Raw genomic sequence first — 23,506 nt, 5'->3', positions numbered from 1 at the left:
CCATGCTGAACACCGGATACGCCGCGAACGGACCGAACGTCCTCGATCCGCGGGCCGGACTGCTCGACCCACGCACTGCGGCGGTGAGCTTCGGCTACTACGCCGAGAACGCCACCGAGGACGAGACGATCAGGCTGTGCCACAACGGCTCTCGCCCCGGCCCGACGGGCTGGTGGAACCGTCACCGCCGCATCCGCGCCGGGGTCGGCTTCGCCCTCGTCGCCAATATCGGCTTCCTCCCCGCAGTGCAGGACGCCCTGATGTCCGCCCTGCACGCCCTCGCATGACGGTGTGGGTCCCGGCCAAAAACGCGCCGGGACCCACGCGCCGGGCATAGCCCGGCCGTTGTTCTCCCACAACCCGATTCAGCGCAACCCGAGGAGTATCCATGGACACCACCGCGAACAGCTACGACACCCAGTCCGAATCCGCCGCTGCCGTTTTCCATCTGGAGTACCTGTACGGCCCCCAGTGGCGGGCCGTCATGGCGCTCGTCGAACGCGCGGCGCAGCTCAGCGCCGACGAGCGGGAGCGCCTCAATTCCCATGCGGCCCAGCAGATGCAGGCCGGGCTGTCCTCGCTCGCCAATACCTCCGGCGACGGCGGGCTGGCCGGACTGCTGGCCGGACTCGGCGGCGGAACGAAGGGCGAGACCGCCCGCGCACCCATGCAGATCGCGGCCGAGGCGGCCAAGCAGTTCGGCCGCTCCAGGAATCTGCAAACCGCCGGATTGGTTGTCGGCCAGGCGGTTTCGCCCACCGGCTCGTCCGCGGACCTGAGCACGGTGCTGCAATCGCTGGGCTCGATCGGCACCCTGACCGCCGTCAGCCAGGCCGCCACCGCCACCGTGCTGTGCGACCTGATCGGCCAGGGCGGCTTCGAGCAGAGCGTCTACGACGAGCTCATGGCCCCGTGGAACAGCGTGATCTCATGACCCTCGCCCCCGCGAGCCGAGCGGGCCGGACGGCGATGCTCACGGTCTTCGCCACCGTGAGCATCGCCGCACTGGCCGGATGCTCGACCCACCACACCACGGCGGCCCCCCAGCCCCCCGACCCCGACACCGCCGACTGCACCGCCGGGGCCCGGGTGATCGGCAACCTGCAAGACACCTTCCGAAGCCTGTCGGACCAGCTCGGCGGCATCGGCCCCGCCTCCGAGCACGGCGATCTGGCGGAGGTTCGCAAGCGCGTCGGAGCGGGCAGTCAATTGGCGGCCCGCATCAACTCGGACCTGACATCCGTTGCCGCCCCGATGACTTCGGAATCCTCGAAACGCGCCTTCATCGGCGTAGCCACCGCGGGCGGCCGATTGCACACGGCCCTGGACCAACTCGACCAGGCCGCCACGGGTGCGGCCCCGGCACAGGGTGCGGTCCAATCGGTACAGCAGGCCCTGAACGGCCTGAACGATTCCGTGGTGACGATGCGCCTGTCCTGCTCAACGGTTTTCGCGGAAACGACGGTCGCGCCGTCGGCACGGCCATCGCCTCGACAGTGAGACCGGTTCAGGCTCCGGCGATCTCGCGCTCGGCGAACCGCGCCAACAGGCTCAGCACGAGCTTTCGCTGAGCATCGGGGACACCGTCGAACGCGTGGGCCTCGGCGGCGTCGCGGGCCACGGCGAATTTGGCGTGCGCGCGCCTACCGGCGGCGGTGATACGGGGGATGCGCACGCGGCGGTCCGTCGGGGCGACGGTGCGCGTGACGAGCCGCTGCCGCTCGAGGCGGTCGAGCACGCTGATCAGGGTCGACTTGTCCACGCACACAATGCGACTCAGCTCGAGCTGGTTCGCCTGCTCCCCGTCGGCCAGCGCGGCGAGGACGAGCCAGTCCCGCATGTCCCTGAGCCCGATCTCGGCCGCGGCGCGGTCGAGGTGGTCCGTCATTCGCGCGTTCGCCGCGTGCAGCAGGAAGGCGAGATTGCCCGGGCGAGTAGGCGCGTCGGAGGCTCGACCGTTCGCTCCGGCATCGGACAGCCGTGAAGTCTCCATGTGGTGCATGGTAGCCCGCCCGGCCGGTTAGGCCAAGTTCATATCAGTTGATCCCAAATCATCTTGACTCAAACTATCTCGCCTCGTAGTGTCCGATGCGCGCCAACTACAGAGAGGAATTGGTTGTGCACATAGGCATCGGACTTCCGAATCAGGTGCGCAATGTCGACACGGCGATCGTCCCGCGCTGGGCGGCACGGGCCGAGGAGGCGGGGTTCTCCACGCTCGCCACGATCGGGCGCTACGCGTATCCGGGCCTCAGCGACACCGTCGCGCTGGCGGCCGCGGCGGGGGCGACCACGACGATCGGCCTGCTCAGCGCGGTCCTGCTCGCCCCGACCTGGCCCGGCGCCCTGCTGGCCAAGGAAATCGCGGGCATCGACGGTGTCTCCGGCGGCCGCCTCACGCTCGGCATCGGGATCGGATCGCGCGAGGAGGAATTCACCGTCCCCGGGCACGGACTCCGTGGCCGCGGCGCGCGGCTGGATGCCGACCTGGCGACCTACCGCGACGTATGGGGCGGCACCGGACCGAACCCGGCCGTGCCCTCGGGGACCCGGCAGGTCCCCATGCTGTTCGGCGGCTCCGCCGCGGCCGCGATAGACCGCATGGCGCGCTGGGGCGAGGGCTACATCGGCGGTACGCTCCCGGCGGCCATGACCACACCCAATTTCGAAGCGGCGCAACGAGCCTGGCGGCAGGCGGGCCGCCAGGGCACCCCGAAACTCGTCGCACTCGCCTACTTCGCACTCGGCGACGCCGAGACCGCCCGGGCGAACATCCGAGACTTCTACCGGATGGCTCCCGAGGCCATCGCCGCCAACGTGGTGCTGTGCACCACCCCGGAAATGATCAACCGATCCATCGCCGACTACACCGACCTCGGCATCGACGAACTCATTTTCGTCCCCGCCACGGACGATCTCGACGAGGTCGCCCGGCTCGCCGACATCACCACCGTGCGCGTGTAGCCGCGCCCGGCCCCGAGGGCACGTCCTACTCGGGATACGTTGCCGTCGCGCGAATTTCGATCAGGAGGTCGGGGCTGGCGAGGCCGCTGATGCCGATCAGGGACCAGGCGGGGTAGGGGGCCGTGATGAGGCGTTGCTTGGTCTCGAGGAAGCCGGGCAGGTGGCGGTGGATGTCGACGTGGTAGCTGGTGACGTCGACGAGGGAGGTGAGGTCGAGGTTTTCCAGTCGGAGGATCTCCTCGATGCGCCGGATGGCGATTTCGGTTTGCTCCCCGATGGTTTCGGCGACGGTTCCGTCGGGGCGGCGGCCGATCTGTCCGGCGATGAACAGGTGGCCGTGCGCGCGGACGGCGGCGGAGTGACCGAAGCGGGCGAAGGCGCTGGTGGTCTGCCCGAAAACCGCGGAGCCCTCGGGGATTTCGACGGTGTGGATGGTCATTGCGGTGAGTTCCTTTGTCGGTAGGTTGAATTCGAGACGTCAGTTGCCCCATCGCGACGATCGGCAGGCCCGCTCCAGGCGGGTCTCGCCGAAAGCCTCGCGTTCGCGGAGGAATTCACCGGGAATCGCGTACCGGGGCGCGCTGTTCGGGTTCTTCGCGGCGTGCGCGACGATCGCGTCGGTGAGCGAGCGGATCATGTCCAACCGCGGATACGCGGCGTGGACGGCGGCGGCCTGCGCGTCGGTGAGGGCTTCGGTGTGGTCGGCGCCGAGCGGGCCGCCGAAGTCGAGCGCGACGCCCTCGCGGACCAGTACGCACAGCGTGCCACGGCGTTCGGCGATGCCCGGGGAGGTGTGCAGGGCGATGGCCTGCCAGACCTCGTCGGCGGCGGCCGCGGGCACCCCGCGTGCGAGGAGGAAGTCGGCGGCCCGGTCGGCGCCCTCGACCTCGAATCGCTGATGGTGCGGGCCGTCCGACGCCACGCCGAGGTCGTGCATCGCGCACGCGGCGAACAGCAGATCGTCGCGATAGTCGCGGCCCTCGACCAGGGCGAGGCGAGCGGCCACCAGCCGGGCGAACAGATAGGTGCGGATGCTGTGGTTGAACACCGACGGTGTCACCACAGGTCGGAGGAGGTTCACGACCGCGTTGGTGAGCGGCGTGCCGGGCAGCGCGATCACATCGGCGGCCGCCTCGCGGGTAGGTCCGGTCATGGCCTCCAGAGTGGCCGTCACAGCCCTGACCTGGCGAGTGGCAAATTTGCCCCATTCCGTTAGGATCTTGCCATGGCGGTACATCGAGTCGCTGTGTTGGCGTTGGACGGGGTCACCCCGCTCGACTTGGCCATCCCCACACAGATTTTCAATTCCCGACCGGAGACTCCCTACGAGTTGACCGTGTGCGCGCTCGACTCGCAGGTGGCCACCACCGGGGACTTCGCCCTGATCCCCGGCGGGGGCCTGGAGCAGGTTCGTCACGCCGACACCGTGATCGTGCCGGGATTCGAGCCACTGCACCGGCCGCCGGAGGCCGCGCTCGGCGTGCTCGCCGAGGCCCGGGACCGGGGTCGGCGGGTGGTGTCGATCTGCACGGGCGCCTTCGCACTCGCCGCCGCGGGCGTGCTGGACGGGCTGCACGCCACCACGCACTGGAACCACATCGACGACCTCGAGCGGGACTTCCCGTCCGTCCGGGTCGACCGCGACGTGCTCTACGTCGACGAGGGCGACGTACTCACCTCGGCGGGGGTGTGCTGCGGCATCGACCTGTGCCTGCACATCGTGCGCCGCGACCTGGGGGCGGTGGTGGCCAACCAGATCGCTCGCGGCCTGGTCGCCGCCCCGCATCGCGAGGGAGGGCAGGCCCAGTACGTACCGGTTCCGGTGGCGAGCTCCGGCGCGGCGTCGCTGTCCGGCACCCGGGGATGGGCCCTGCAACGGCTCGACGAACCACTGACACTGCGCGTGCTCGCCCGGCACGCGGGCCTCTCGCAACGCACCTTCATGCGCCGCTTCACCGAGGAAACGGGCACGACCCCGCTGCAATGGTTGCTCAACGCCCGCCTCGGCAAGGCACGCGAACTCCTGGAAACCACGGACCACTCGGTGGACCGGGTAGCCCGGGCCTGCGGACTCGGCACCGCCGCCAACCTACGCCTGCACTTCCGCCGCACCCTGAACACCACCCCCACCGCCTACCGCCGCACCTTCACCCACCGACACCACCGCGACGCGGCCGAAGCGCGGGCCGCGGACGTTGCCGACATACCCTGCGCCGCAGGATAGTTGGGTATTGAACATGACACCGGAAAATGCGGGAAGCCTCTCGGTGGTACCGAGAGGCTTCCCGATTCGCTGTGTTAGCGGTCGAATTCGCCGCTTCGTACGCCCAGTGCGAAGGCATCCCATTCGCCGGGGGCGAAGACGAGCGCGGGGCCGGTCGGGTTCTTCGAGTCACGGACGCCGACCATGCCCTCATCCAGGTGTGCGATCTCGACACAGTCCTTACCGGTAGTGCTGCGGCTGCTCTTGAACCATGTGGCCCCGGAGAGGTCGATGTTCACTCGTCATACTCCTTCAGTAGTGCCTCGATCAGCCTGCATGTGTCATCCTCGCTCAACGCTACTCGCTGGATGTCGTCACACGCTGCCCGATACTGTTCGATCTCACCCTTCTTGTCCAGGTACAGGTCACCGGTGTAGCCCTCGACGTAGACCACCGGAGGTTCGTTCAGTGTCGGGTTCGGATGCTCTGGAAACTCCAAGAAGACGAAATCCTTGGTCATCAACCCCAGATGGTTGGAAGCATCGAACCTGACGACCCGAATCGATACGTTTGGCAGGCGGGCAAGCTCGAGGAGCCGCTTCAATTGGCCTTTCATCACTTCGGCATCACCAATCCGGTGATGCAATACCGACTCACACAACAGCGCCACCATCGTGAAGTTTTCGGGATCGTCAAGTCGTTCCTGACGTTTCGCGATCAGAGCGAGCTCTCGTTCGATGTCGACGTGTTGTCGATGAGGGCCTGACGCCGCCCACATCGCTCTTCTATAGCCGGTGGTCTGCACCAAACCCGGCAATGTCATCGTCTGCCACGAGAAGATCCGCCTGGACGATTGCTCCAGCCCGACGAACATCTCGACTTCCGGGACCATGGCATCGGTGAAGGACTGCCACCACCCATCCTTCCGACACTCCTTGGCCAGCCAGATCAGGATGCGACGCTCTTCCCTGCTGGCCCCATAGAGGTCGCACAGGGCGTTGATCACCATCTTTCTGACCTCGCTGCTGCGGCCGGACTCCAAGCGCCACAGCGTCTGTGAGCCCATTTCGCACTCGTGAGCGGCGCGCGTTCGGCTCATCTTGGTCTTGTCTCGCAGTTGGCGGAGGCGGCGGCCGAGGACGCGGCGCGGCAGGGTCGTGCTGTTCGATTCTGTCGACATAAGGAAACCCCTGGTGTTTCGTTAGCGTGAATCAACTGTCATGTCAGGCCAGATGGAACGGTCAGCCTGTTTGGAGCGATTTAATCTCGGAGTGGATCGCCGCAGAGCACTCCACTCGCTTCCCGTTTGATGCTTTACTGACCAGGTGCCCCGCGGACCGGGATCACCAGCCTCAAACTCATTCCCCTACAGCTGATTACTTGTATCGCGGAAACACGCGCCGCGCAAGATCTCCGGCCTCGGGCACCGCAAAATCGAATGTTCGCAAAGGATTTGGAGGTATTCCATGACCACCGTCTACGGTCTCACGTCCCGCGCTCGCACCGCCGTGAACGGGCGGGCCGCCGAGTTCGCTGTGCTCGCAATCCTTTCGCCCGGTGGGCAACTCACGGCGCAGCAGCTTTCGGAGCAGGCGCGTCTCACCGCCTGGGCCACGCGCGGGGCGCTGGCTCGGTTGGAGAAACGGGGGCTCGTCGTTTCCACCTACGGGAGGGCGCGGTGGCGGGTTACGAAACGCGGTAGGGCGGCGGTCATTGTCAAGGGCGAGCGTTTTGCCTCGTAGCCGACGATGACATCCGGAGCGGACGGGTCGGCCTTCGAGCGCAGGACCGAGGTCGGCGGTGTGTGGGCGACGTGGCGGGTGGAGTCTCCGCTGCGCATTGCCATTACGGCCCTGCATGATTCGGACGATACGCTGGTGGCCTCCTTCGCCAGCGGCGATCAACCCGACCTCGCGCAGGCCCGGGAGCGGTGGCCGAGGTTCGCGAAGCTGTGGGATGCGGTGCGCCACCAGTTCTGGAGCGAAATCGGTTGACAGGCCGGGCACAGTGGATCTTCGTGGGACGCGATGACGACACGGACTCGATTCGCCGCCTGGCCGGGCTGGCCACGCCGATGGCGCTGCGGGTGGCGGTGACGCTGGGGCTGCCGGACCGGCTTCTCGGGCAGGATATTTCGGTCGACGCACTCGCGGCCGAGCTCGCCGTCGACCCGGTCGCCCTCGGGCTGCTGCTCGGCCATCTCTCGACCCTCGGAGTGGTCGAACAGACCTGTTTCGGTTATCGGACAACGGAATACGGAGCGAACCTCTGTACCGATGCCGACAACGGCCTGGCCGATCTCCTGCATCTGAACGCCGCGGGCGGCCGCGCCGAACTGGCCTTCGTCGAACTCGCCCACAGCATTACGACGGGCCGAGCGGCCTACCCACACCGCTACGGGCAGGACTTCTGGGCCGATCTCGCCGAATACCCTTCTCTACGTGAGTCGTTCGACCGGCAGATGACACACCGCTTCCGCGACCAGATTCCACAGATCGTCACCGGTTTCGACTGGTCGCGCTTCCCCACCATCGTCGACGTGGGCGGCGGCCGCGGCGACCTACTGGCCGCGATCCTGACCGCCCACCCCCGAATACACGGCCACCTGGTCGACCTCGAATCCACCGCCACCGCGGCCCGCCGCACCTTCACCGCCCACGACCTCGACAATCGCACCCGGGTCACCGCGGCCAGCTTCTTCGACCCTCTCCCACCGGGAGCCGACGCCTACCTCCTGGTCGACATCCTCCACGACTGGGACGACGCCCACGCCCACCGCATCCTCGCCCGCTGCACCGAAGCCGCCCACCCCTCCGGCCGCATCCTCGTCATCGAACCGATCGGCGACCGGCGAGCCTCCACCGAATTCGACCTCGCCATGCTCGCCATCTTCGGCGGCCGCGAACGCCGAATAGACGAATTCCGCACCCTCGCTTCCCCACACGGCCTGACCCTGGCCACGACCACCGACCTGACCGACCAACGCTGCCTCCTCGAATTCCGTTTCGGGATAGGGTCTCGGCCATGACGAGCAACCCATTCTTCGAGCGCAGCACGCTTCCTTATCAGTTGCCTCCGTTCGCCGAGATCGGTGCGGAGCATTTCCTGCCTGCGTTCGAGCGCGGTATGGGTGAGCAATTGGCCGAGGTGGCCGCCATCACCTCCGACCGAGAGGAGGCCACGTTCGCCAATACCGTGGTGGCGCTGGAGCGTTCGGGCGTTTTGCTGACCCGGGTGTCCAATGTCTTCTTCACCATTGTCGATGCCGACTCCAGTGACGAGACGAAGGCGATCGAGGCCGAGATAGCCCCGCGCCTGGCCGCGCACCGGGATGCCATCTACCTGGATTCCGAGCTTTTCGCCCGGATCGATTCGCTGTATGGACGCCGCGGCGAGTTGGGGCTGGATCCCGAACAGTTGCGGCTGCTGGAGCAGTACCACGTCCGGTTCGTCCGCGCCGGTGCCCGGCTGGGGGCGGCGCAGCAGGCGCGGTTGCGGGAACTCAATGCCGAACTCGCCGCGGCGGCAACCGAATTCGGACACAATCTGCTGGCCGCCACCAATGCCGCGGCGCTGGTCGTGCACACGACCGAAGAATTGGCCGGGCTGGAGCCGACAGCGGTGGCCGCCGCGGCCGAGAACGCGCGGTCGCTGGGGCACGAGGGGGCGTGGGCGCTCAGCCTTCAGAACGTCTCCAATCAACCGATTCTCGCGGAACTGGCCGACCGGGACGTGCGGCGGCGGGTGATGACGGCATCGCTGGGGCGCGGGGCGAGCGCGGGCGGCCGCAACAACCGTCTCGCCGTCCGCATGGCCACCCTGCGGGCCGAGCGGGCGGCCCTGCTCGGCTACCCGGACCACGCGACATACACGGTGGAGGACCAGACCGCGAAGACTCCCGAGGCGGTCGAGGACCTGCTCGGCCGATTGGTCGCGCCCGCCGTGGCCAATGCGCAGCGCGAGGCGGCCGAATTGACGGCGGCCATGCGAGCCGCCGGCGACGCCGAGGCCGAATTGCGCTCCTGGGATTGGCTGTTCTGGTCGGAAAAGGTTCGGGCCGAACGGTTCTCGATCGACACCGAGGCATTGCGCCCCTACCTGGAACTCGAACGGGTGCTGCGGGACGGGGTGTTCTTCGCCGCCGAGCAGGTGTACGGAATAACCGTTCGGGAGCGGGAGGATCTGGTCGGTTACCACCCGGAGGTCCGGATCTTCGAGGTATTCGACGCCGACGGCTCCGAACTGGGACTGTTCCTCGCCGATTTCTTCGCCCGGCCGTCGAAACGCGGCGGGGCCTGGATGAACGAAATAGTCGGCCAATCCGGGCTGTTGCAGACGCGCCCGGTGGTGTTCAATGTCCTCAATATCGTGAAGCCGCCGGAGGGCGAACCGGCGCTGCTCACCTGGGACAATGTCAGGACGCTGTTCCACGAGTTCGGGCATGCGCTGCACGGGCTGTTCTCGAATGTGCGATACCCGTTCTTCGCCGGGACCGAGGTGCCGCGCGATTTCGTGGAGTTCCCGTCCCAGGTGAACGAGATGTGGATGGTCCAGCCCGAAGTACTGGCGAACTATGCCAGGCACATCGACACCGGCGAACCGATGCCGAGCGAACTCGTCGAGCGAATGGTGGCGGCCGAAAAGTTCGGCACGGGTTTCCACACCGTCGAATCCCTCGCCGCCGCACTGCTGGACTGGGCCTGGCACCGCGTGGGCGCCGACGCGCTGGCCGGGGCGGACGCCGACACATTCGAGGAACAGGCGCTGCGAAAGGCGGGCCTTGCGCTGGAAGCGATTCCGCCGCGATATCGAACGGGCTACTTCGCGCACATCTTCGCGGGCGACTACTCGGCGGGCTACTACTCCTACCTCTGGAGCGAGGTACTGGACGCGGACACGGTGGACTGGTTCACCGACGGCACCGCACCGATCCGCGAGAAGGGCGAAGCGTTCCGGCGCGAATTGCTCTCCCGGGGAGGATCGGTGGACCCGCTGGCCGCGTTCGAGAGCTTCCGAGGCCGCGGGCCCGAGATCGAGCCGCTGCTTGTCCGCAGGGGTCTGACCGACTGACCACCCATCGCTACAAACGCAGCAGGCGGTCGGCATTGCCGTGCGCGATCTTCTCCCGGTCGGCCGTACTGAGCGGGGCGGTGTCGAGCAGGGTGCGGGCGGCTCGGTTGGACAGGTACGGGTAGTCGACGGAGAACAGAATCCGGTCGACGCCCAGCACCGACAGTGCGCACTGTAGCGGCGCGATGGCGGTGTAGCCGCTGGTGGTGATGTGGATATTGGTCTGGAAGTAATCCGGAATGGGTTGGCGCAGTTGCGGTGTCACCGGTCCGAGGACGCGGTCGATGCGGTCCAGCGCGAACGGGATCATCTCGCCCATGTGGCCGATGATCAGCTGGAGCTCGGGCAGCCGGTCGAAGATGCCGGACACGATCAGGCGCAGCGTGTGCACCGCGGTTTCGGCGTGCCAGCCCCACCCGGCCATGGCCAGCAACTGGCCCACCTCCGGCCGCAATCCCGAATAGTAGGCTCCGGCAACCGATTCCGGCGGTAATGCCGGATGCAGGTACACCGGCACATCGAGGTCGTGGGCGCGCTCCAGCACCGGCAGGAATCTCGGATCGTCGAGGAATGCGCCGTCGATCATTCCGTTGATCATCGTCCCGCACAGCCCGAGATCACGCACGGCCCGCTCCAGTTCGGTGGCGGCCCGCTCGGGATCCTGCATCGGCAGCGTGGCGAATCCGGCGAACCGGCTCGGGTGCGCGGCGATCGTGGCGGCCAAGGCGTCGTTGACCTCGGCGGCCGCCCGCACCGCCCGCTCCGGCTTCGGCGCCTCGGCGCCCGGCACGGTGTGCGAGAGCACCTGCACATCGATGCCCGCGGCATCCATATCCGCCAGCCGCTGCTCGCCGATATCGGCCAGATCGGTCTCGATGCGCTGCATCCGCGGATTGGCCCGCAGCCGGGCGGCCGACTCCGGATCTTGCAGTGCGGGGTGGCTGAAGTGCTCCTCGAGTGCGACGACACGCATGGATGTCCTCCGATCGTCTTGGGCCGCGCGGCAACGATTCCAGGCTACGCACCGGGACGGTCTGGTCGGAAGGCACAGGCCGTCGGACCGGGAGTGCCGGGCGGTCTGTGCGATCTCCCGATTGTCGGGCACCCTGACCCGCGTGTTCGATGGGACGGGACACGAGGGAGTGAGTGTGCAGCAGTACGACGAGATCGGCGGGGCGTTCGAGGGTTTCAAGTCCCTGCCGCTGGCGCAGTACGGGGAGGTGCCCAGCTTCCTGGCCATGGTGGGGGACGTGCGCGGAAAGTCGGTCCTCGACTTGGCCTCCGGCACAGGCTTCTACAGCCGGGAGTTCAAGCGGCGCGGCGCCACGGAGGTGCTCGGAATAGATATATCCAGTGAAATGGTAGCCGCAGCAAGGGAATTCGAGGAACACGATCCGCTGGGTGTGCGCTACGAGGTGGGCGATGTGTCCGAACTGTGGCCCCTCGAACGGCGTTTCGACATCGCCACCGCGGTTCAGCTGCTCAGCTATGCGGAGGATATCGCCGCCCTGGAACGGATGTGCCGCACCGTGCATCGGAGCCTGGCGCCCGGCGCGGAGTTCTTCGTACTCGCCCAAACCCCCGACTACCGCTTCGACGGACCGCCCCTGGACAAGTACGGCTTCGTCTGCGAGTCGACCGGCGAGACGGCCGAGGCCGGACCGCGCGTCCGCATCACGGCCCTGCTCGACCCGCCGATCACGTTCGTCGCCACCTGCCCACGCCGCGAGGTCTACGAAAAGTGCTTGCGGGCAGCCGGATTCGACGAGGTGACGTGGGTCCCGGTACAGATTTCCGACGCCGGGCTGCGCAAATTCGGTGCGGATTTCTGGGCGGATGCGCTCGCCAACCCGCCACTGGAGATGCTGCGCTGCCGCGCCTGACTCGGGCTCAGCGCAGCGCCGAGACGCTGGCCAGCGCGACCGGTTCGTCGAAGTCGATGTGGTGCCCCTGCAACCACATCATCGATTCGCCGCCGTTGCGGGCGGCACGGCGGAACATGGTGGGCAGCATCAGATCTCGGATGACACGGGCGACCGGGCCCGCGGCCTTCTGATTGGAGCCGCGATTGCCGTTCGCGACGATCTTCTCGACGCGGTCGCGGCGCAAGGATTCGAAGGTGGTGAACGCGGAGGGAATGTCGGGGCAGTCCCGCAGGCATTTGGCCACGATCACCGCATCTTCGAGCGCCATCGACGCACCCTGTCCCGCAGAGGGCGCGGTGGCGTGCGCGGCGTCGCCGATGATCAGCATGTTCCGGTTGTTGTGCCAGTGCTCCACGACGGGCATATCGTAGGTGGCCCAGCCGATCATCGGCCCGGGTGCGGCGTCGATGATGTCGTGGGCGGGGCCGACGTCGCCATCCATCAACTCGTGCAGCCAACGCCGCCACTGGATGTCCGACATGCCCGACAGGACACCATGTTCGGGTTCGCGGGGCATGGGTGGATTGGCGAACCAGACGGTGCCGCCGTCCGGTGCGGGGAGCCAGGCGAAGAAGCAGCGGGTCCCGAACTGCATGCGCATTTCCTCGGCCGGTACATCGACGGTGAAGTTCGGAACGTAGCCACCGACATTGAGCACCGGGACATAACGCGGGCGGCGCGCGTGTGGGTCGATGATCGCGCGCACCGGGGAGTGGATGCCATCGCAGCCGATGAGCAGATCACCGACCGCCGTGCTGCCATCGGCGAAGCGTGCCTCGACACCGCCTCCCGCGATCGTGGTCGCGTCGACGAACCTCTTGCCGTAGCAAACGTCGGCCCCACGCTCGCGCGCTTGATCACCGAGGGCGGAATACAGGTCGGCGCGGGGCATCATCAGCGACTTCTGGCCGTCGGAGCGCCGGGCGGCCATCGGCACGCGGCCCAGGAGCTTGCCCTTGCCGGTGATGAAACTGATGGTGTCGACCGGGTATCCGAGTTTCTCGACCGGACCGGCGGCGTCGACGGCGTGCAGCGCGTCCATGCCGTTGGCCTGGAAGGTCAGCCAGGACCCGCGCTGTTCCGCGCCCGCGGGATCGCGTTCGAAGACGGTCGCCTCGATACCCACCCGGTCCAGTGCCATCGCCAGGACGGGGCCTGCCACACCCGCGCCGATGATCAGTGCTTTCGTCATAATGTCTCCTGATCGATTCAGCTACTGATTCGCTTGATAAGCGAGTAGCTTGATGATCAAGCTACACAAGGATGCGAGAGGTGGGCAAGTCTGTATGTCGAACACACCCGAGCCGGGCGCTGCCGAACTGGGCGAGGCAATGGAGAGCCTGCAGGCGGCGGTCGACGATTTCGACCGGGAGGTGGCCCGGGTGCTGGGGATCAACGAAACCGATCTGCGCTGCCTGGAAATCCTGATCCAGGAGGTGCCCGAATCCGCCACGCCGCGGCTGCTGGCCGACCGGCTCGGGCTGACCACCGGCAGCGTCACCACCATGCTCAACCGGCTGGAAACGATCGGCTATATCACCCGTTCCCCGCACCCGACCGATCGCCGCATGCTGATCGTGCGGGCCACCGATACCGTCGTCCGGCGGGTATTCGAGCTCATCACTCCGCTGATCGAACAGGGACAGCAGCAGCTGCTGACCCGCTACAACAGCCAGCAGCTCGCGCTGATCACCGATTTCCTCACCAACGCCACCACCTTGCAGCAGACCCACGTACAGCGGCTGCGCCGCCTGGACTCCTACCCGCCCGTGTGACGCCTCGCCGCGACAGCCGGCGGGCGCTTATGCGTTGGGGCGCAAGGCCGTTCCGGCTCCCCGGCGGCGGATCGCGACCAGGTCGTGGCGGGCCGGGGGCAGGGTGGGGTCGTCGACTCCCTCGATGGTGAAGCCCGCGTCGGTGATCATGCGGCGGTCGTCGGCGCCGGGTTGTCCCTCGCTGGTGAGGTAGTCGCCGAGGAAGATCGAGTTGGCCAGGTGCAGGGCCAGGGGTTGCTGGCTGCGGAGGTGGATTTCGCGGCCGCCCGCGAGGCGGACCTCGACGTCGGGGAAGTGAAAGCGGAACAGGGCGAGGATGCGCAGGCAGCGGTCGGGGGTGAGGTCCCAGCGGGTGCCCAGCGGGGTGCCGTCGAACGGGATGAGGAAGTTGATCGGGACCGAGTCGGGGTCCAGTTCCCGCAGCGCCAGTGCGACATCGACGATGTCGTCATCGGATTCACCCATGCCGAAAATCGCGCCCGAGCACGGCGACAGACCGGCGGCGGTCGCGCGGCGCAGGGTGTCCACCCGGTCGCCGAAGGTGTGCGTGGTGCAGATGTCCGCGTAGCGGGCCTCGGCGGTATTGAGGTTGTGGCTGTAGGCGTGCGCCCCCGCCGCGGCCAGCCGCTCGGCCTGATCGTCGCTGAGAAAGCCGAGGCACGCGCAGATTTCGACCTGCGGATGATCGGCCTTGATGGCGGTGATCGTATTTTCGATCCGAGCAATATCGCGATCCGCGGGCCCGCGCCCGCTGGCGACCAGGCACACCCGCTTGGCCCCGGCCCGAACCGCGTCGCCCGCGATCTCGGCGGCCCGCTCCGAGGTGATCCAGGAGTACTTGAGCACCCCCGCCCCGGACCCGAGCCGCTGCGAGCAGTACCCGCAATCCTCCGGACACAGCCCACTCTTCATGTTCACGATCGTGTTGAGTTTGACTCGGTCACCGAAGAATTCACGCCGCACCCGCGCGCCCGCCGCGACGACATCGATAACCGCCTCCGACTCCCCCAGCAGCGCAAGCGATTCCGCCCGCGTCGGCGCCTCCCGCCGGAATGCCTTGTCGACCAACAGGTTCAGCAGATCACTAGCCATGCCAACGGAATCTACCTCGAGCTTGAACACCGTTCAAGTATGGGTTTCAGCTAGGCGAACAGGCGGTCGAGCCAGTCTTTCCAGGCCCGCACGGTGGCTTCGCGATCGATATCGGCAAAGATGTGGTGCCCCACGGCGATCGGCATGTTCATGGCGGTCAGATTGTGGAAGCGATACAGGCCGTCGTCGGTGCGCACAGCCAGGAAGTGCGCGGGGGATTCGGCGTAGTCGATGACGCCCTCGATCGGCGGGAGGCCGTCGGGGGTGAGGCGCACCTGGTCGCCCAGACGGATCTGGTCGGGTACGCCGAGGGCCTTCCGGAGCGTCGGCCAGGCCTCGGTGGCCGCTCCCACGGCAGGCGCCTGGGCCTCGACATACGTTGCGCGCCGGGCGGAGAAGTACTTCAGGTACTCGGACAGCGTGTGCAGGTACATGTTCCAGCCGAAGCCGGTCAGCTCCTCGAAGGAGTATTCGCCGTCCCAGTCGTCGCCGAGGAAGCCGCTGTGCACGAACCGCAGGACCGTCGTGCCGCCGTCGCGGGCCTCGAGGAGGAATTCGAACGCGTGGAATGCTCCGTTGGGCAGTTCGGGGGTGCGGACCGCGAGACGCTTGGGCTCCTCCCGCTCCACCCCGGCTCCCTCGGGTCGCTCGTGCGGGGGCGGGGCCCACGCCGTGAGCCCTTCGGCGGTCGCGATGGCCTGCCACACCTGCTCCGGGGTCGCCTCCAGGACGACCTCGCGGCGAATCTCGAAGTTCTTCGGCACTTTTCAGGTCTCCTTCTCATCGGTCCCGGCTTCGGGGGCCGGGGTTGGGACAGCGGGATGGACGGCCACGAGCACGCGGTGCCGACGCCCGCCCGCGGCGGACGCATCGTGATATTTGGCGACCAGCGCCGTGACCGCGTCGGCGAGTTCCTCGGCGAACGCGGCGCGATCGGCCGCGGAGGCGAAGCGCACCTCGCCGTCGATGGCGAAGGTGGCCAACGACTTTCGGGCCTGCGCGGCCGCGGTGAGCAGCTCCCCGACATCGCGCACCAGTCGGGCGGCCAGGGCGAGCAGCCAGCGCGCCGACAGCCGGTCGGGCTCGCGCGCGGGGTCGGGTTCCAGCGCGGCGAGCGCGGCCGGGGAGATGACATACGACCCGGCCGTCGCCTGGAGCACTCGCTCGGTGACATTGCCCTTGCGGCGCTCCTCCACCAGCTCGACCAGGCCGTGCCGCTCCAGCGCGCGCAGGTGGTAGTTCACCTTCTGCCGGGGCAGGCCCACGCGCGCGGCCAGCATGGTGGCCGAGGCGGGCTCGGCCAGCTCCGCCAACAGCCGGGCCCGCACCGGGTCCAGTGAGGACCCGGCCGCGGCCGGGTCCTTGATTACGGCCACGTCCTGCATGCGACCAGAGTCGCACCGACAAATAATATTGTCAAGACTCCGATAGTTGTCGGTTGCGCGAAACCCCACTCCTACCTGCCGACCGGACAGTAGTGTCTCTGCGCATGTCGGGCGTGAGCGTGTTACGGCCGGGGGCGGCGGCTGATTACCTGGATGTCGGCGCTGTCGCTATGGCCGACCTCAATATCGATCGGATCATCGATGCGATCGTCGGCGGGGACGAATACCGCCTGCGCGCCTGGTTCGAGCAGCCCGTGCGCGATCCGGATATCGTCCGGCACCGCCAAGAGGTGTTCGGCGATCTGGGCGAGGAATCGGTGCGGGCGGTGTTCGACGAATTCGCGGTGTGTATGCGGATCATGCGGAAGCGGCTTGCCAGGCGGGACCGCGTGCATCACCCCTACCAGCGGCAATGGTGGCAGCTCAGTGCCGCGGCGGAGTATGTTGATGCCGTCGCGGCAATGGCCGAGTCGCTGACCGGGCTGCCGTTGACTTCGCGGGCGCTGACCCGATGGCGTGAATTCGTCTCCGCATATGTCGCGGGACCCGATTTCGGTCGTCTCGCCGCGGCCGTGCGCCGGGTGCGGCGGGCGCTGGGCGAGGTGCGCTACAGCATTCGGATCGTGGACCGCACCCTGGAGGTGGCTCCCGCGGATGCGTCGCCGGATTACAGCGCGGCGATCGCGAAGCTGTTCTCGTGCTTCGGATCCGGCGGGCCGCGTGCGCCGCGGGTGCGTTCGGAGTGGGACGATACGAGCCTGATGGAGGAGCAGATACTCGACCGGGTCGCCGCCCTGCATCCGGCCGCGTTCGAGCTGCTCACCGAATTCTCCCGCGAATTCCAGACATTCGCCGATCCCGACGTGGCGGCCTTCGATCGGGAGATTCAGTTCTATCTGGCCTATCTCGCGTTCCTGCGGCGGGTCGGCGGCGCGACCTGCTTGCCGCGGTTGGCATCTCGGGGTGCGCCGGTCCATGCCGAGGACGCGTTCGACCTGGCTCTGCTCACCCATCGCCATCGCGGCGGAAATACGGTGGTGTGCAATGACTTCCAACTTTCCGGCCCGGAACGGGTGTTGGTGGTGACCGGTCCGAATCAAGGCGGGAAGACGACCTTCGCCCGCACGGTCGGGCAGCTGGTGTATTTCGCGGCGCTCGGCTGTCCTGTTCCCGCCCGCGCCGCGTGCCTGCCGCTGCCGGACCGGCTGTGCACGCATTTCGAACGCGCGGAGCAGGCCGGGGATCCGGACGGGCGGCTGGCCGAGGAGCTCGTGCGTATCCGCGAGATTCTGGCGGCGGCCACCGCCGACAGCGTGCTCGTTCTCAACGAGAGTTTCAGCGCGACCGGCACCGCCGATGCCGTGCGGATCGGGCGCGATGTGCTCGACCGGATCGTCGAGCGCGGCTCGTTCGCGGTGTGGGTCACCTTCTTCGACGAGCTGGCCCGCACCGGCCCGGCCACGGTCAGCATGGTCGCCGCCACCGACCCGGACGATCCGTCGCGGCGCACGTTCCGGATCGAGCGACGACCGGCCGACGGCAATGCCCACGCCGTGGCGCTCGCCGAGCGCTTCGGCCTGACCTACGATCGCGTCGTCGCCAGGATCACGTCATGCGAGTGAACCTGCTACAGCCCGCCGACCATGATGGTGTGCCAGCGGCCGTCGGCGAGCACACCTTCGGCGATCTGGGTGTCGAATTGCTTTGCGCCGCAATGGCAGGCGATGATCCAGCCATTCTCGAGGCGGTGCGTGCGGTGCTGGCGGCGCCGGTGACCGATCCCGAGGTGATCCGCCATCGGCACGCGGTGCTGGCGGACTGCCGCGCCCATCCGGCCGTGGTGCGCGAGCTCTACCGGATTGCCACCGAGGCAACCGAAGTCAAGCGCTGGAGGGTCGGCCCGGCGCACCACGCCAACGGCAAACTGGTGCTCGCCCTGCAACCGCTGACCGAGCTGGTCACTATGCTGCGGCGGTTGCGCGCCGCCTGTGACCGGGACGGACGGGTGTTCGACTCGGCCGGATTCACCGCCCTGATGGCCACCGTCGCCACCGAGCTCGACGACGGCTATCTCGACGGTATCGAAACACAGTTGTCCGCAATGGATTTCGAGCACGGCATCCATATCGGCGCCGGGCTGGGCGGCGGGAACACGATCGCGGGCATCGTGCTGCACGAGCCGATCCGCCGCCGCCGATTCGGATTCGATCGTCGTACCGGCCAGGTCTTCCGCGTCATCGAGGAACCGCAGCCCGAATTCGATCCCGTCATGCGGTTACGCGATCGGGCCCTGTCGATCATCGCCGATGTCGTCGACGACGCCGCCAACCACGTGCAGGACTTCTTCGGCCGCCTCCGCACCGAAATCGCCTTCTATCTCGGCTGTCTCACGCTGCACGACCGCCTGAGCCGCGCCGGGCTGCCGCTGTGCCTGCCGACCCCGCACCCGGCCGGTACGGCGCGGCTGCGCGGTACCGGCCTGCGCGATATCGCGCTGTGCCTGTCCGGCGCCGGGCCGGTGGTGGGCAACGACATCGACGCCTCGGGGCGCTCGCTGATCGTCGTCACCGGCGCCAACAGCGGTGGCAAATCGACCTTTCTGCGCAGCGTCGGCATGGCTCAGCTGATGATGCAGGCCGGAATGTTCGTCGTCGCGGACACTTTCGAGGCCGATGTGCGCGACGGCGTGTTCACCCATTTCGTCACCGACGAGGACCGCACGATGTCGCACGGCAAGCTGGTCGACGAACTGTCGCGCATGAGCGCTATCGTCGACCGCATCGGGCCGAATTCCCTGCTGCTGTGCAACGAGTCGTTCTCCGCCACCAGCGAGGGCGACGCCACCCGCATCGCCGGTCCCCTCCTCGACGGCTTCCTCGCCACCGGCGTCCGGATCGTCTTCGTCACCCACCTGTACGAATTCGCCCACCGGCGTTACCGATCCGGCCATCCGACCGACCTGTTCCTGCGCGCGGGACATCGCCCCGACGGCACCCGCAGCTTCCGCGTGACCGCCGGAGCTCCCGAGCCCACCAGCCATGCCGCGGACATCTTCCGCGACATCTTCGACCGCACGCCCTGAGCCGCCGACGCTCGTCAGCGTGCGAGACGCTGCGCCGTGAGCGCGGAAGGCGCTGCGCCGAGCCACCATTGGGGATCGGCGGTGCCGTCGGTGATGCGGCCGTCGCGGTGGACGTAGTGGCGGACGTCGCGGCCGGGCTCGCTCAGCTGGCTTGTTCTCGGTGCTCGTAGCGGGTGCGGCCTGCGGCAGCTTCCTCGACGCGTTCGACCGAGCGCAGCCCACCTACCCACAAGGCCCTCCTGGAAGAACTAGCCGACCAGAACACCGAAGCCCTGAACGCAGCCACCGCGGTCCTAAACCGCATGATCACAATCTACGACCGCCTCTGAAAGCAGGTGGCGACAAACGAAATCGCACCAGCGGCTCACCGCATCAGGATTCGCTTCGGCATGAGAGCCCACATAGCCGATCAGTTGCTTGTCCCGCGCCCCCAGGGCATCGAAGAAGGCCAGTTGACCGTCCCTGGGAAACAACTCGTCGTCCCATTGCAGGTGAAGCAGCGTTGGAGCGGAGATTCGTCGGGCCTCGGCGGCGAGACGTTCCGTCGCGCGCAGACCTTCGTGCAGGGCGGGTCCCTGCCGGAAACCGAACTTGCCGAGGACCACACAGCGGAGCCGACCGTCCAGGGCCGCCGCCACCGGGATACCGAGTCTTGTCCCCATGGACATTCCCAGATAGGCGAGGTGGTCGACATCCACAATGCCCGAAATACCGAGGGCGCGAATCGATGACAGCCAGTCGGCCGTCATGCGGTCGAGGACGGCATCGATCCCTTCTGCGGCGATGCGGGCCTGGTATTCCGCGGCCGACATCGGCCGGGGAACGCGTTCGCCGTGGTAGGGGCCGTCTATCGCGAGGGCGGCGAGACCACCGCGGGAGGCGAACCGATGAGCCAGGGCGCCGACTCGTTCGCTTCTCTTGTGCCCGCTTCCGCCGTGCCCGAGCAGGACCAGGGCGGGAGGTGATGCGTGTGGGGTGGAAGGGAGCCAAAGGGCTCCCGGAACTACATGGGTTTCTCGGGTCAGGCGGAATCCCTGTTCCACTACACCACCGTCGGCGATGCGCCGATCCGTCCACTCGATTCGTTGGTCCATGCGGTCATGGAACCCGAATGGTGGGTGGGGGCGGTGGGAAATCCGATTGTGGTTGTGTGTGGGGTGGCGTGACACTGGGGGTATGCATCGATCCCGGCCCGGTGGGGGTAGTGGTAGTGGTGATCCAGCTATCGATCGACTTTATCGTGGGGGGCGGTTGGTGAGCATGCCGTCGGTGCGGAATCGGGTGTTGCGGGAGATGGTGCTCAGCCATATTGCTCGTACTTGTTTCGAGCCGGATGTGGTTTATACCGAGCCGCAGGTCAATGGGAGGCTGGCGGGGGTGTTCGATGATCACGTTGCGTTGCGGCGGTATCTGGTCGAGACGGGGCGGCTGGATCGGACTCGTGACGGTGCCCGGTACTGGGTGCCTGGGACCGTGGATCACGGTGAGGGGTAGCGCACCGCGCTATTCCCTTGCGGCGTCGGATTTCTCGGGGTCGGTCGGCTTGTCCGGCTCGGCCGCGAACATCGGCTCGCCGGAGGTGTCCTCCGAGGCCAGCGGCTCGTACTCCTGGTCGGGGTCGTCGTCGTAGAGCAGGGACCTGATCGCGGTATTCAGCAGTGCGATCAATGGCACCGCGAAGAAACCGCCCGCGATGCCTCCGGCGACGACGCCCGCCGCGATGCCCAGCACCACCGCCAGCGGGTGGATCCGCACCGCCCGGCCCATGATCAACGGTTGCAGCACATGGCTTTCCAGCTGCATGACCGCCACCGTGATGCCGAGGGTGATCAGCGCGGTGAGCCAGCCCTTGGTGACCAGCGCGACGAAGACCGCGACGGTGCCGCCCAGGGCGCCGCCGATCACCGGTATGAACGCGGTGATGAACACGATCGAGGCCAGCGGCAGCGCCAGCGGCACACCGAGGATGGCCACGCCCGCACCGATGCCGATGGCGTCGACCGCGGCCACCGACACGGTCGCGCGCATCAATCCGACCAGCGAGCCGAAGGCGAGCTCCCCGGCGTGGCGGACCTTGGCGCGCGAGGGTGTCGGGACGAGCTTGGTGACGAAGTGCCAGACCTGACCGCCGCCGTACAGGAAGAAGATCACCACGAACAGCGTCAGGAACAGGCCGGTGAAGGTCTCGAAGATGGCCGCCGCCGTGGCGAATCCGGCGCTGGTGAGCGTGTCCTGATTCTTCTGGACCCACTTGATCATGGTGTCGCCGACGTTGTGGATCTGTTCCTGGCTCATGTGCAGCGGGCCCCTGGTCAGCCAGTCCTGCACCTGATGGACGCTGTGGGTGAACTGGCCGGACAGCTGCGGCAGACCGGCGACGAACTGCTCGACGACGAAGGTCATGATCCCCGCGAACAGCCCGATCGACCCGACCAGCACGATGATGACGGCCACCGACCGGGGCAACCCCAGGCGCTGTAACCAATTCACGATCGGAACCAGCAGGGCCGCCACCATCAGCCCGAGCGCGAGCGGAATCGTGACCGTCGAAAATCGCTGGAGCACGTGGAACACCACGTACACCGCGGCGAACAGCACCAGCAGCCGCCACGCCCATTCCGCCCCGACCCGGACGATCGGATGCACCGCATCCGCCGACGCGCCGGCAGCCACACTCCCGGTCTTCTTGACCGCACCATTCGACGTGGTCGGCAAGCCCATACGGTGTCCCCCGTTTTCGCTCGGCTCTTCGCCGCCGTTCGACTCCGCCGACGGCACCACCGGCCAGCTTAATCGGACCGGCCGCCGGGCCCCGGGGCGTGTCATCGACCCGGTCGATCACACCCGCGACAGCCGGACGATGAACGACTGCCTGCCCGATACCCGGACCTGCTGGACATGGGTCGGGGTGAAGCCGGTGCGGATCGCGGTGGCGAGCTCGCGGGCGTCCGGGATCAGGATCACGGCCGAACCGTCGGGGGTGAGCACTCGTCGAAGCTCGATCCACAATCGGACGAGGCCGCGGGTGAGCGAGCCCTGCGCCGAAACCTGGCCGCCCCAGGGGGGATTGCACACGATGCGGTCCACACTGGACGACGGCACCGGGAGGGCGCCCGCGTCGGCCCGCTCGATCGTGACCCGCCGGGTGGCGTTCGAGCGGGCGGCCCCCAGTGCCGACGGGTCGAGATCGAAGCCCTGGTAGACGGCATCCGGTTGGCGAGACGCCGCCTCGATCAGCACTGTGGCCGCGCCGCAACAGGGATCGAGCACCCGGTGGCCGGTTCGCAGGTCGGCCACGTGCGCCATGGCCGACGCCAGCGGTGGATGCACGCTGCCGGGGACCGTCCGCTGCCGGTAGGCGCGCCGATGCAGCGGCCGATCGGCGAGCCGCAGCAGGAGCCGAGAGCGCCTGCCGTCCAGGCTCAGCCGCCAGCCGCTGTCGGACGGTGCCGGGCGGTCGCCGGTGCGTCGTGAGTGGTAGTCGAGCCCGAGGCGGTCGCCCAGCGCGCGGCCGACGACGTCCTCGAGGTCATAGCGGTTGAACGCGCGTTTTCCCAGGAACGACGCCGACACCTCGACGCCCGCGCCGAGCCCGGCCGGTCCTCCGCACAGCCGTCGCGATCGCGACAGTGCCGGGGCGTCGATCTCGGCGGCGAGCCCGGACAAGGCGGTCAGCGACGTTCGGCCGGGTCCGATATCGGGTCCGTCGGCGGCCAGCAGGAACACATCGTCCGCGGTCGGTAACCGCAGGATCGCCGGGTCCGGCCGCGTCGTGTAGAAGTGCACTTCGCGATGTCCCATTTCGGTGATCGTGCCGAGCCCGAGCCGAAGGATCTCCGCCGCGACGACGGACTCCAGCCCACGCAGACACCGCGCCACGAGGCGGATGCACATGATGAACGTTCTTCTCCCACATCGAGGTTCGGCACGACGCCGCGTCGCACCGCCTCGCCGGCAACGGGTGATCCTCGCCTCGCCGACGGGTCCTCACCGCAGGTGGAAGAAAAACA

General features: G+C 67.7%; 27 protein-coding genes. 14 read left to right on the top strand and 13 right to left on the bottom strand.

Features of this window, described 5'->3' with window-relative positions; translation table 11 throughout:
• Positions 1–2: 2 nt before the first annotated feature.
• From HPY32_RS26380 to HPY32_RS26370, 3 genes are all read left to right on the top strand, one after another.
• Positions 3–287: a hypothetical protein gene (locus tag HPY32_RS26380; protein ID WP_067576745.1), complete on the top strand. Its 285-nt coding sequence runs from the start codon at positions 3–5 to the stop codon at positions 285–287.
• Between the two features lie 101 nt (positions 288–388).
• Positions 389–934 (top strand): hypothetical protein, encoded by a 546-nt coding sequence (locus HPY32_RS26375; RefSeq protein WP_067576744.1) that lies wholly within the window; start codon positions 389–391, stop codon positions 932–934.
• Positions 931–1,500 carry a hypothetical protein gene (locus HPY32_RS26370; RefSeq protein WP_156673755.1) on the top strand — a complete coding sequence of 190 codons (570 nt, stop codon included), beginning with the start codon at positions 931–933 and terminating at the stop codon, positions 1,498–1,500. Before HPY32_RS26375 ends, HPY32_RS26370 begins: the two co-directional genes overlap by 4 nt.
• 7 nt (positions 1,501–1,507) lie before the next feature.
• Here HPY32_RS26370 and HPY32_RS26365 read toward each other — a convergent pair whose 3' ends face one another.
• A complete protein-coding gene (locus tag HPY32_RS26365; protein WP_171983065.1) occupies positions 1,508–1,993 on the bottom strand; it encodes a MarR family winged helix-turn-helix transcriptional regulator in 486 nt (161 codons plus the stop codon).
• A 125-nt stretch (positions 1,994–2,118) separates the two neighbouring features.
• Here HPY32_RS26365 and HPY32_RS26360 point away from each other — a divergent pair, with 125 nt between their 5' ends.
• Complete coding sequence (locus HPY32_RS26360) at positions 2,119–2,964, top strand: LLM class flavin-dependent oxidoreductase (RefSeq protein ID WP_082871010.1); 846 nt, start codon at positions 2,119–2,121, stop codon at positions 2,962–2,964.
• Positions 2,965–2,989: 25 nt separating this feature from the next.
• Here HPY32_RS26360 and HPY32_RS26355 read toward each other — a convergent pair whose 3' ends face one another.
• Together HPY32_RS26355 and HPY32_RS26350 are read right to left on the bottom strand one after the other, a co-directional pair.
• Positions 2,990–3,403 carry a Rid family hydrolase gene (locus HPY32_RS26355; protein ID WP_067576738.1) on the bottom strand — a complete coding sequence of 138 codons (414 nt, stop codon included), beginning with the start codon at positions 3,401–3,403 and terminating at the stop codon, positions 2,990–2,992.
• A 39-nt stretch (positions 3,404–3,442) separates the two neighbouring features.
• Positions 3,443–4,117, bottom strand: coding sequence for an HD domain-containing protein (locus HPY32_RS26350; protein WP_067576736.1), 675 nt, complete (start codon positions 4,115–4,117; stop codon positions 3,443–3,445).
• 72 nt (positions 4,118–4,189) lie between these two features.
• Here HPY32_RS26350 and HPY32_RS26345 point away from each other — a divergent pair, with 72 nt between their 5' ends.
• Positions 4,190–5,188, top strand: coding sequence for a GlxA family transcriptional regulator (locus HPY32_RS26345; protein ID WP_082870404.1), 999 nt, complete (start codon positions 4,190–4,192; stop codon positions 5,186–5,188).
• Positions 5,189–5,262: 74 nt separating this feature from the next.
• Here the strand turns inward: HPY32_RS26345 and HPY32_RS26340 are convergent, their stop codons facing one another.
• Positions 5,263–5,466 carry a DUF397 domain-containing protein gene (locus HPY32_RS26340; RefSeq protein WP_067576733.1) on the bottom strand — a complete coding sequence of 68 codons (204 nt, stop codon included), beginning with the start codon at positions 5,464–5,466 and terminating at the stop codon, positions 5,263–5,265.
• On the bottom strand, positions 5,463–6,347 hold the full coding sequence (locus HPY32_RS26335) for a helix-turn-helix domain-containing protein (RefSeq protein ID WP_067576731.1): 885 nt from the start codon (positions 6,345–6,347) through the stop codon (positions 5,463–5,465). Before HPY32_RS26335 ends, HPY32_RS26340 begins: the two co-directional genes overlap by 4 nt.
• 286 nt (positions 6,348–6,633) lie before the next feature.
• Between HPY32_RS26335 and HPY32_RS26330 the strand changes: the two genes are divergently transcribed.
• From HPY32_RS26330 to HPY32_RS26315, 4 genes are read left to right on the top strand one after another with little or no spacing between them, the layout of a single operon-like run.
• Positions 6,634–6,909, top strand: a complete 276-nt coding sequence (locus tag HPY32_RS26330) for a helix-turn-helix domain-containing protein (protein WP_067576729.1) — start codon at positions 6,634–6,636, stop codon at positions 6,907–6,909.
• Between the two features lie 6 nt (positions 6,910–6,915).
• Positions 6,916–7,161: a hypothetical protein gene (locus HPY32_RS26325; RefSeq protein ID WP_067576727.1), complete on the top strand. Its 246-nt coding sequence runs from the start codon at positions 6,916–6,918 to the stop codon at positions 7,159–7,161.
• Positions 7,162–7,184: 23 nt separating this feature from the next.
• A complete protein-coding gene (locus HPY32_RS26320; protein WP_197696302.1) occupies positions 7,185–8,195 on the top strand; it encodes a methyltransferase in 1,011 nt (336 codons plus the stop codon).
• The gene (locus HPY32_RS26315) at positions 8,192–10,237 is read left to right on the top strand and encodes a M3 family metallopeptidase (protein ID WP_067576725.1); all 2,046 of its coding nucleotides are present in this window, start codon (positions 8,192–8,194) and stop codon (positions 10,235–10,237) included. The genes HPY32_RS26320 and HPY32_RS26315 overlap by 4 nt, the downstream gene beginning before the upstream one ends.
• A gap of 10 nt (positions 10,238–10,247) precedes the next feature.
• Here the strand turns inward: HPY32_RS26315 and HPY32_RS26310 are convergent, their stop codons facing one another.
• Entirely contained in the window at positions 10,248–11,210 is a 963-nt protein-coding gene (locus HPY32_RS26310; RefSeq protein ID WP_067576723.1) for an amidohydrolase family protein, read from the bottom strand.
• A gap of 142 nt (positions 11,211–11,352) precedes the next feature.
• Here HPY32_RS26310 and HPY32_RS26305 point away from each other — a divergent pair, with 142 nt between their 5' ends.
• Positions 11,353–12,120 (top strand): class I SAM-dependent methyltransferase, encoded by a 768-nt coding sequence (locus tag HPY32_RS26305; RefSeq protein ID WP_197696301.1) that lies wholly within the window; start codon positions 11,353–11,355, stop codon positions 12,118–12,120.
• Positions 12,121–12,127: 7 nt separating this feature from the next.
• Here the strand turns inward: HPY32_RS26305 and HPY32_RS26300 are convergent, their stop codons facing one another.
• Positions 12,128–13,354, bottom strand: coding sequence for an FAD-dependent oxidoreductase (locus HPY32_RS26300; RefSeq protein ID WP_067576719.1), 1,227 nt, complete (start codon positions 13,352–13,354; stop codon positions 12,128–12,130).
• A gap of 94 nt (positions 13,355–13,448) precedes the next feature.
• Between HPY32_RS26300 and HPY32_RS26295 the strand changes: the two genes are divergently transcribed.
• Positions 13,449–13,937: a MarR family winged helix-turn-helix transcriptional regulator gene (locus tag HPY32_RS26295; protein ID WP_067576717.1), complete on the top strand. Its 489-nt coding sequence runs from the start codon at positions 13,449–13,451 to the stop codon at positions 13,935–13,937.
• A 27-nt stretch (positions 13,938–13,964) separates the two neighbouring features.
• Here HPY32_RS26295 and bioB read toward each other — a convergent pair whose 3' ends face one another.
• Genes bioB through HPY32_RS26280 form a run of 3 tightly spaced genes read right to left on the bottom strand, consistent with a single transcriptional unit; the run spans position 13,965 to position 16,414 of the window.
• Positions 13,965–15,029, bottom strand: coding sequence for a biotin synthase BioB (gene bioB / locus HPY32_RS26290; protein ID WP_067576715.1), 1,065 nt, complete (start codon positions 15,027–15,029; stop codon positions 13,965–13,967).
• A gap of 50 nt (positions 15,030–15,079) precedes the next feature.
• Positions 15,080–15,793, bottom strand: a complete 714-nt coding sequence (locus tag HPY32_RS26285; protein ID WP_067576713.1) for an SRPBCC family protein — start codon at positions 15,791–15,793, stop codon at positions 15,080–15,082.
• 3 nt (positions 15,794–15,796) lie between these two features.
• Positions 15,797–16,414, bottom strand: coding sequence for an ArsR/SmtB family transcription factor (locus HPY32_RS26280; protein WP_171983064.1), 618 nt, complete (start codon positions 16,412–16,414; stop codon positions 15,797–15,799).
• Positions 16,415–16,518: 104 nt separating this feature from the next.
• Between HPY32_RS26280 and HPY32_RS26275 the strand changes: the two genes are divergently transcribed.
• Positions 16,519–18,036, top strand: coding sequence for a MutS-related protein (locus HPY32_RS26275; RefSeq protein ID WP_067576711.1), 1,518 nt, complete (start codon positions 16,519–16,521; stop codon positions 18,034–18,036).
• Complete coding sequence (locus HPY32_RS26270; RefSeq protein WP_067576709.1) at positions 18,027–19,496, top strand: MutS-related protein; 1,470 nt, start codon at positions 18,027–18,029, stop codon at positions 19,494–19,496. The genes HPY32_RS26275 and HPY32_RS26270 overlap by 10 nt, the downstream gene beginning before the upstream one ends.
• A gap of 293 nt (positions 19,497–19,789) precedes the next feature.
• On the opposite strand, the gene HPY32_RS26265 is transcribed toward HPY32_RS26270, so the two are convergent.
• Positions 19,790–20,590, bottom strand: a complete 801-nt coding sequence (locus HPY32_RS26265) for a dienelactone hydrolase family protein (protein ID WP_156673753.1) — start codon at positions 20,588–20,590, stop codon at positions 19,790–19,792.
• 166 nt (positions 20,591–20,756) lie between these two features.
• On the opposite strand from HPY32_RS26265, the gene HPY32_RS26260 reads away from it, so the two are divergent.
• Positions 20,757–20,990 (top strand): DUF2087 domain-containing protein, encoded by a 234-nt coding sequence (locus HPY32_RS26260; protein ID WP_231951504.1) that lies wholly within the window; start codon positions 20,757–20,759, stop codon positions 20,988–20,990.
• Positions 20,991–20,999: 9 nt separating this feature from the next.
• Here HPY32_RS26260 and HPY32_RS26255 read toward each other — a convergent pair whose 3' ends face one another.
• Together HPY32_RS26255 and HPY32_RS26250 are read right to left on the bottom strand one after the other, a co-directional pair.
• A complete protein-coding gene (locus HPY32_RS26255) occupies positions 21,000–22,211 on the bottom strand; it encodes an AI-2E family transporter (RefSeq protein ID WP_253949867.1) in 1,212 nt (403 codons plus the stop codon).
• Between the two features lie 123 nt (positions 22,212–22,334).
• A complete protein-coding gene (locus HPY32_RS26250; protein WP_067576703.1) occupies positions 22,335–23,390 on the bottom strand; it encodes a methyltransferase domain-containing protein in 1,056 nt (351 codons plus the stop codon).
• Positions 23,391–23,506 lie beyond the last annotated feature (116 nt).

This window comes from Nocardia terpenica, assembly GCF_013186535.1.
Classification (GTDB): domain Bacteria; phylum Actinomycetota; class Actinomycetes; order Mycobacteriales; family Mycobacteriaceae; genus Nocardia; species Nocardia terpenica.
The sequence above is the reverse complement of the archived record's forward strand: the minus strand, read 5'-3'. Positions and strand labels throughout refer to the sequence as shown.

Coding starts and splice junctions, on each gene's coding strand:
- HPY32_RS26380 (WP_067576745.1), top strand. CDS start 3: ATGCTGAACACCGGATACGCCGCGAACGGACCGAACGTCCTCGATCCG.
- HPY32_RS26375 (WP_067576744.1), top strand. CDS start 389: ATGGACACCACCGCGAACAGCTACGACACCCAGTCCGAATCCGCCGCT.
- HPY32_RS26370 (WP_156673755.1), top strand. CDS start 931: ATGACCCTCGCCCCCGCGAGCCGAGCGGGCCGGACGGCGATGCTCACG.
- HPY32_RS26365 (WP_171983065.1), bottom strand. CDS start 1,993: ATGGAGACTTCACGGCTGTCCGATGCCGGAGCGAACGGTCGAGCCTCC.
- HPY32_RS26355 (WP_067576738.1), bottom strand. CDS start 3,403: ATGACCATCCACACCGTCGAAATCCCCGAGGGCTCCGCGGTTTTCGGG.
- HPY32_RS26350 (WP_067576736.1), bottom strand. CDS start 4,117: ATGACCGGACCTACCCGCGAGGCGGCCGCCGATGTGATCGCGCTGCCC.
- HPY32_RS26345 (WP_082870404.1), top strand. CDS start 4,190: ATGGCGGTACATCGAGTCGCTGTGTTGGCGTTGGACGGGGTCACCCCG.
- HPY32_RS26335 (WP_067576731.1), bottom strand. CDS start 6,347: ATGTCGACAGAATCGAACAGCACGACCCTGCCGCGCCGCGTCCTCGGC.
- HPY32_RS26330 (WP_067576729.1), top strand. CDS start 6,634: ATGACCACCGTCTACGGTCTCACGTCCCGCGCTCGCACCGCCGTGAAC.
- HPY32_RS26325 (WP_067576727.1), top strand. CDS start 6,916: ATGACATCCGGAGCGGACGGGTCGGCCTTCGAGCGCAGGACCGAGGTC.
- HPY32_RS26315 (WP_067576725.1), top strand. CDS start 8,192: ATGACGAGCAACCCATTCTTCGAGCGCAGCACGCTTCCTTATCAGTTG.
- HPY32_RS26310 (WP_067576723.1), bottom strand. CDS start 11,210: ATGCGTGTCGTCGCACTCGAGGAGCACTTCAGCCACCCCGCACTGCAA.
- HPY32_RS26300 (WP_067576719.1), bottom strand. CDS start 13,354: ATGACGAAAGCACTGATCATCGGCGCGGGTGTGGCAGGCCCCGTCCTG.
- HPY32_RS26295 (WP_067576717.1), top strand. CDS start 13,449: ATGTCGAACACACCCGAGCCGGGCGCTGCCGAACTGGGCGAGGCAATG.
- bioB (WP_067576715.1), bottom strand. CDS start 15,029: ATGGCTAGTGATCTGCTGAACCTGTTGGTCGACAAGGCATTCCGGCGG.
- HPY32_RS26280 (WP_171983064.1), bottom strand. CDS start 16,414: ATGCAGGACGTGGCCGTAATCAAGGACCCGGCCGCGGCCGGGTCCTCA.
- HPY32_RS26275 (WP_067576711.1), top strand. CDS start 16,519: ATGTCGGGCGTGAGCGTGTTACGGCCGGGGGCGGCGGCTGATTACCTG.
- HPY32_RS26270 (WP_067576709.1), top strand. CDS start 18,027: ATGCGAGTGAACCTGCTACAGCCCGCCGACCATGATGGTGTGCCAGCG.
- HPY32_RS26265 (WP_156673753.1), bottom strand. CDS start 20,590: ATGGACCAACGAATCGAGTGGACGGATCGGCGCATCGCCGACGGTGGT.
- HPY32_RS26260 (WP_231951504.1), top strand. CDS start 20,757: ATGCCGTCGGTGCGGAATCGGGTGTTGCGGGAGATGGTGCTCAGCCAT.
- HPY32_RS26250 (WP_067576703.1), bottom strand. CDS start 23,390: ATGTGCATCCGCCTCGTGGCGCGGTGTCTGCGTGGGCTGGAGTCCGTC.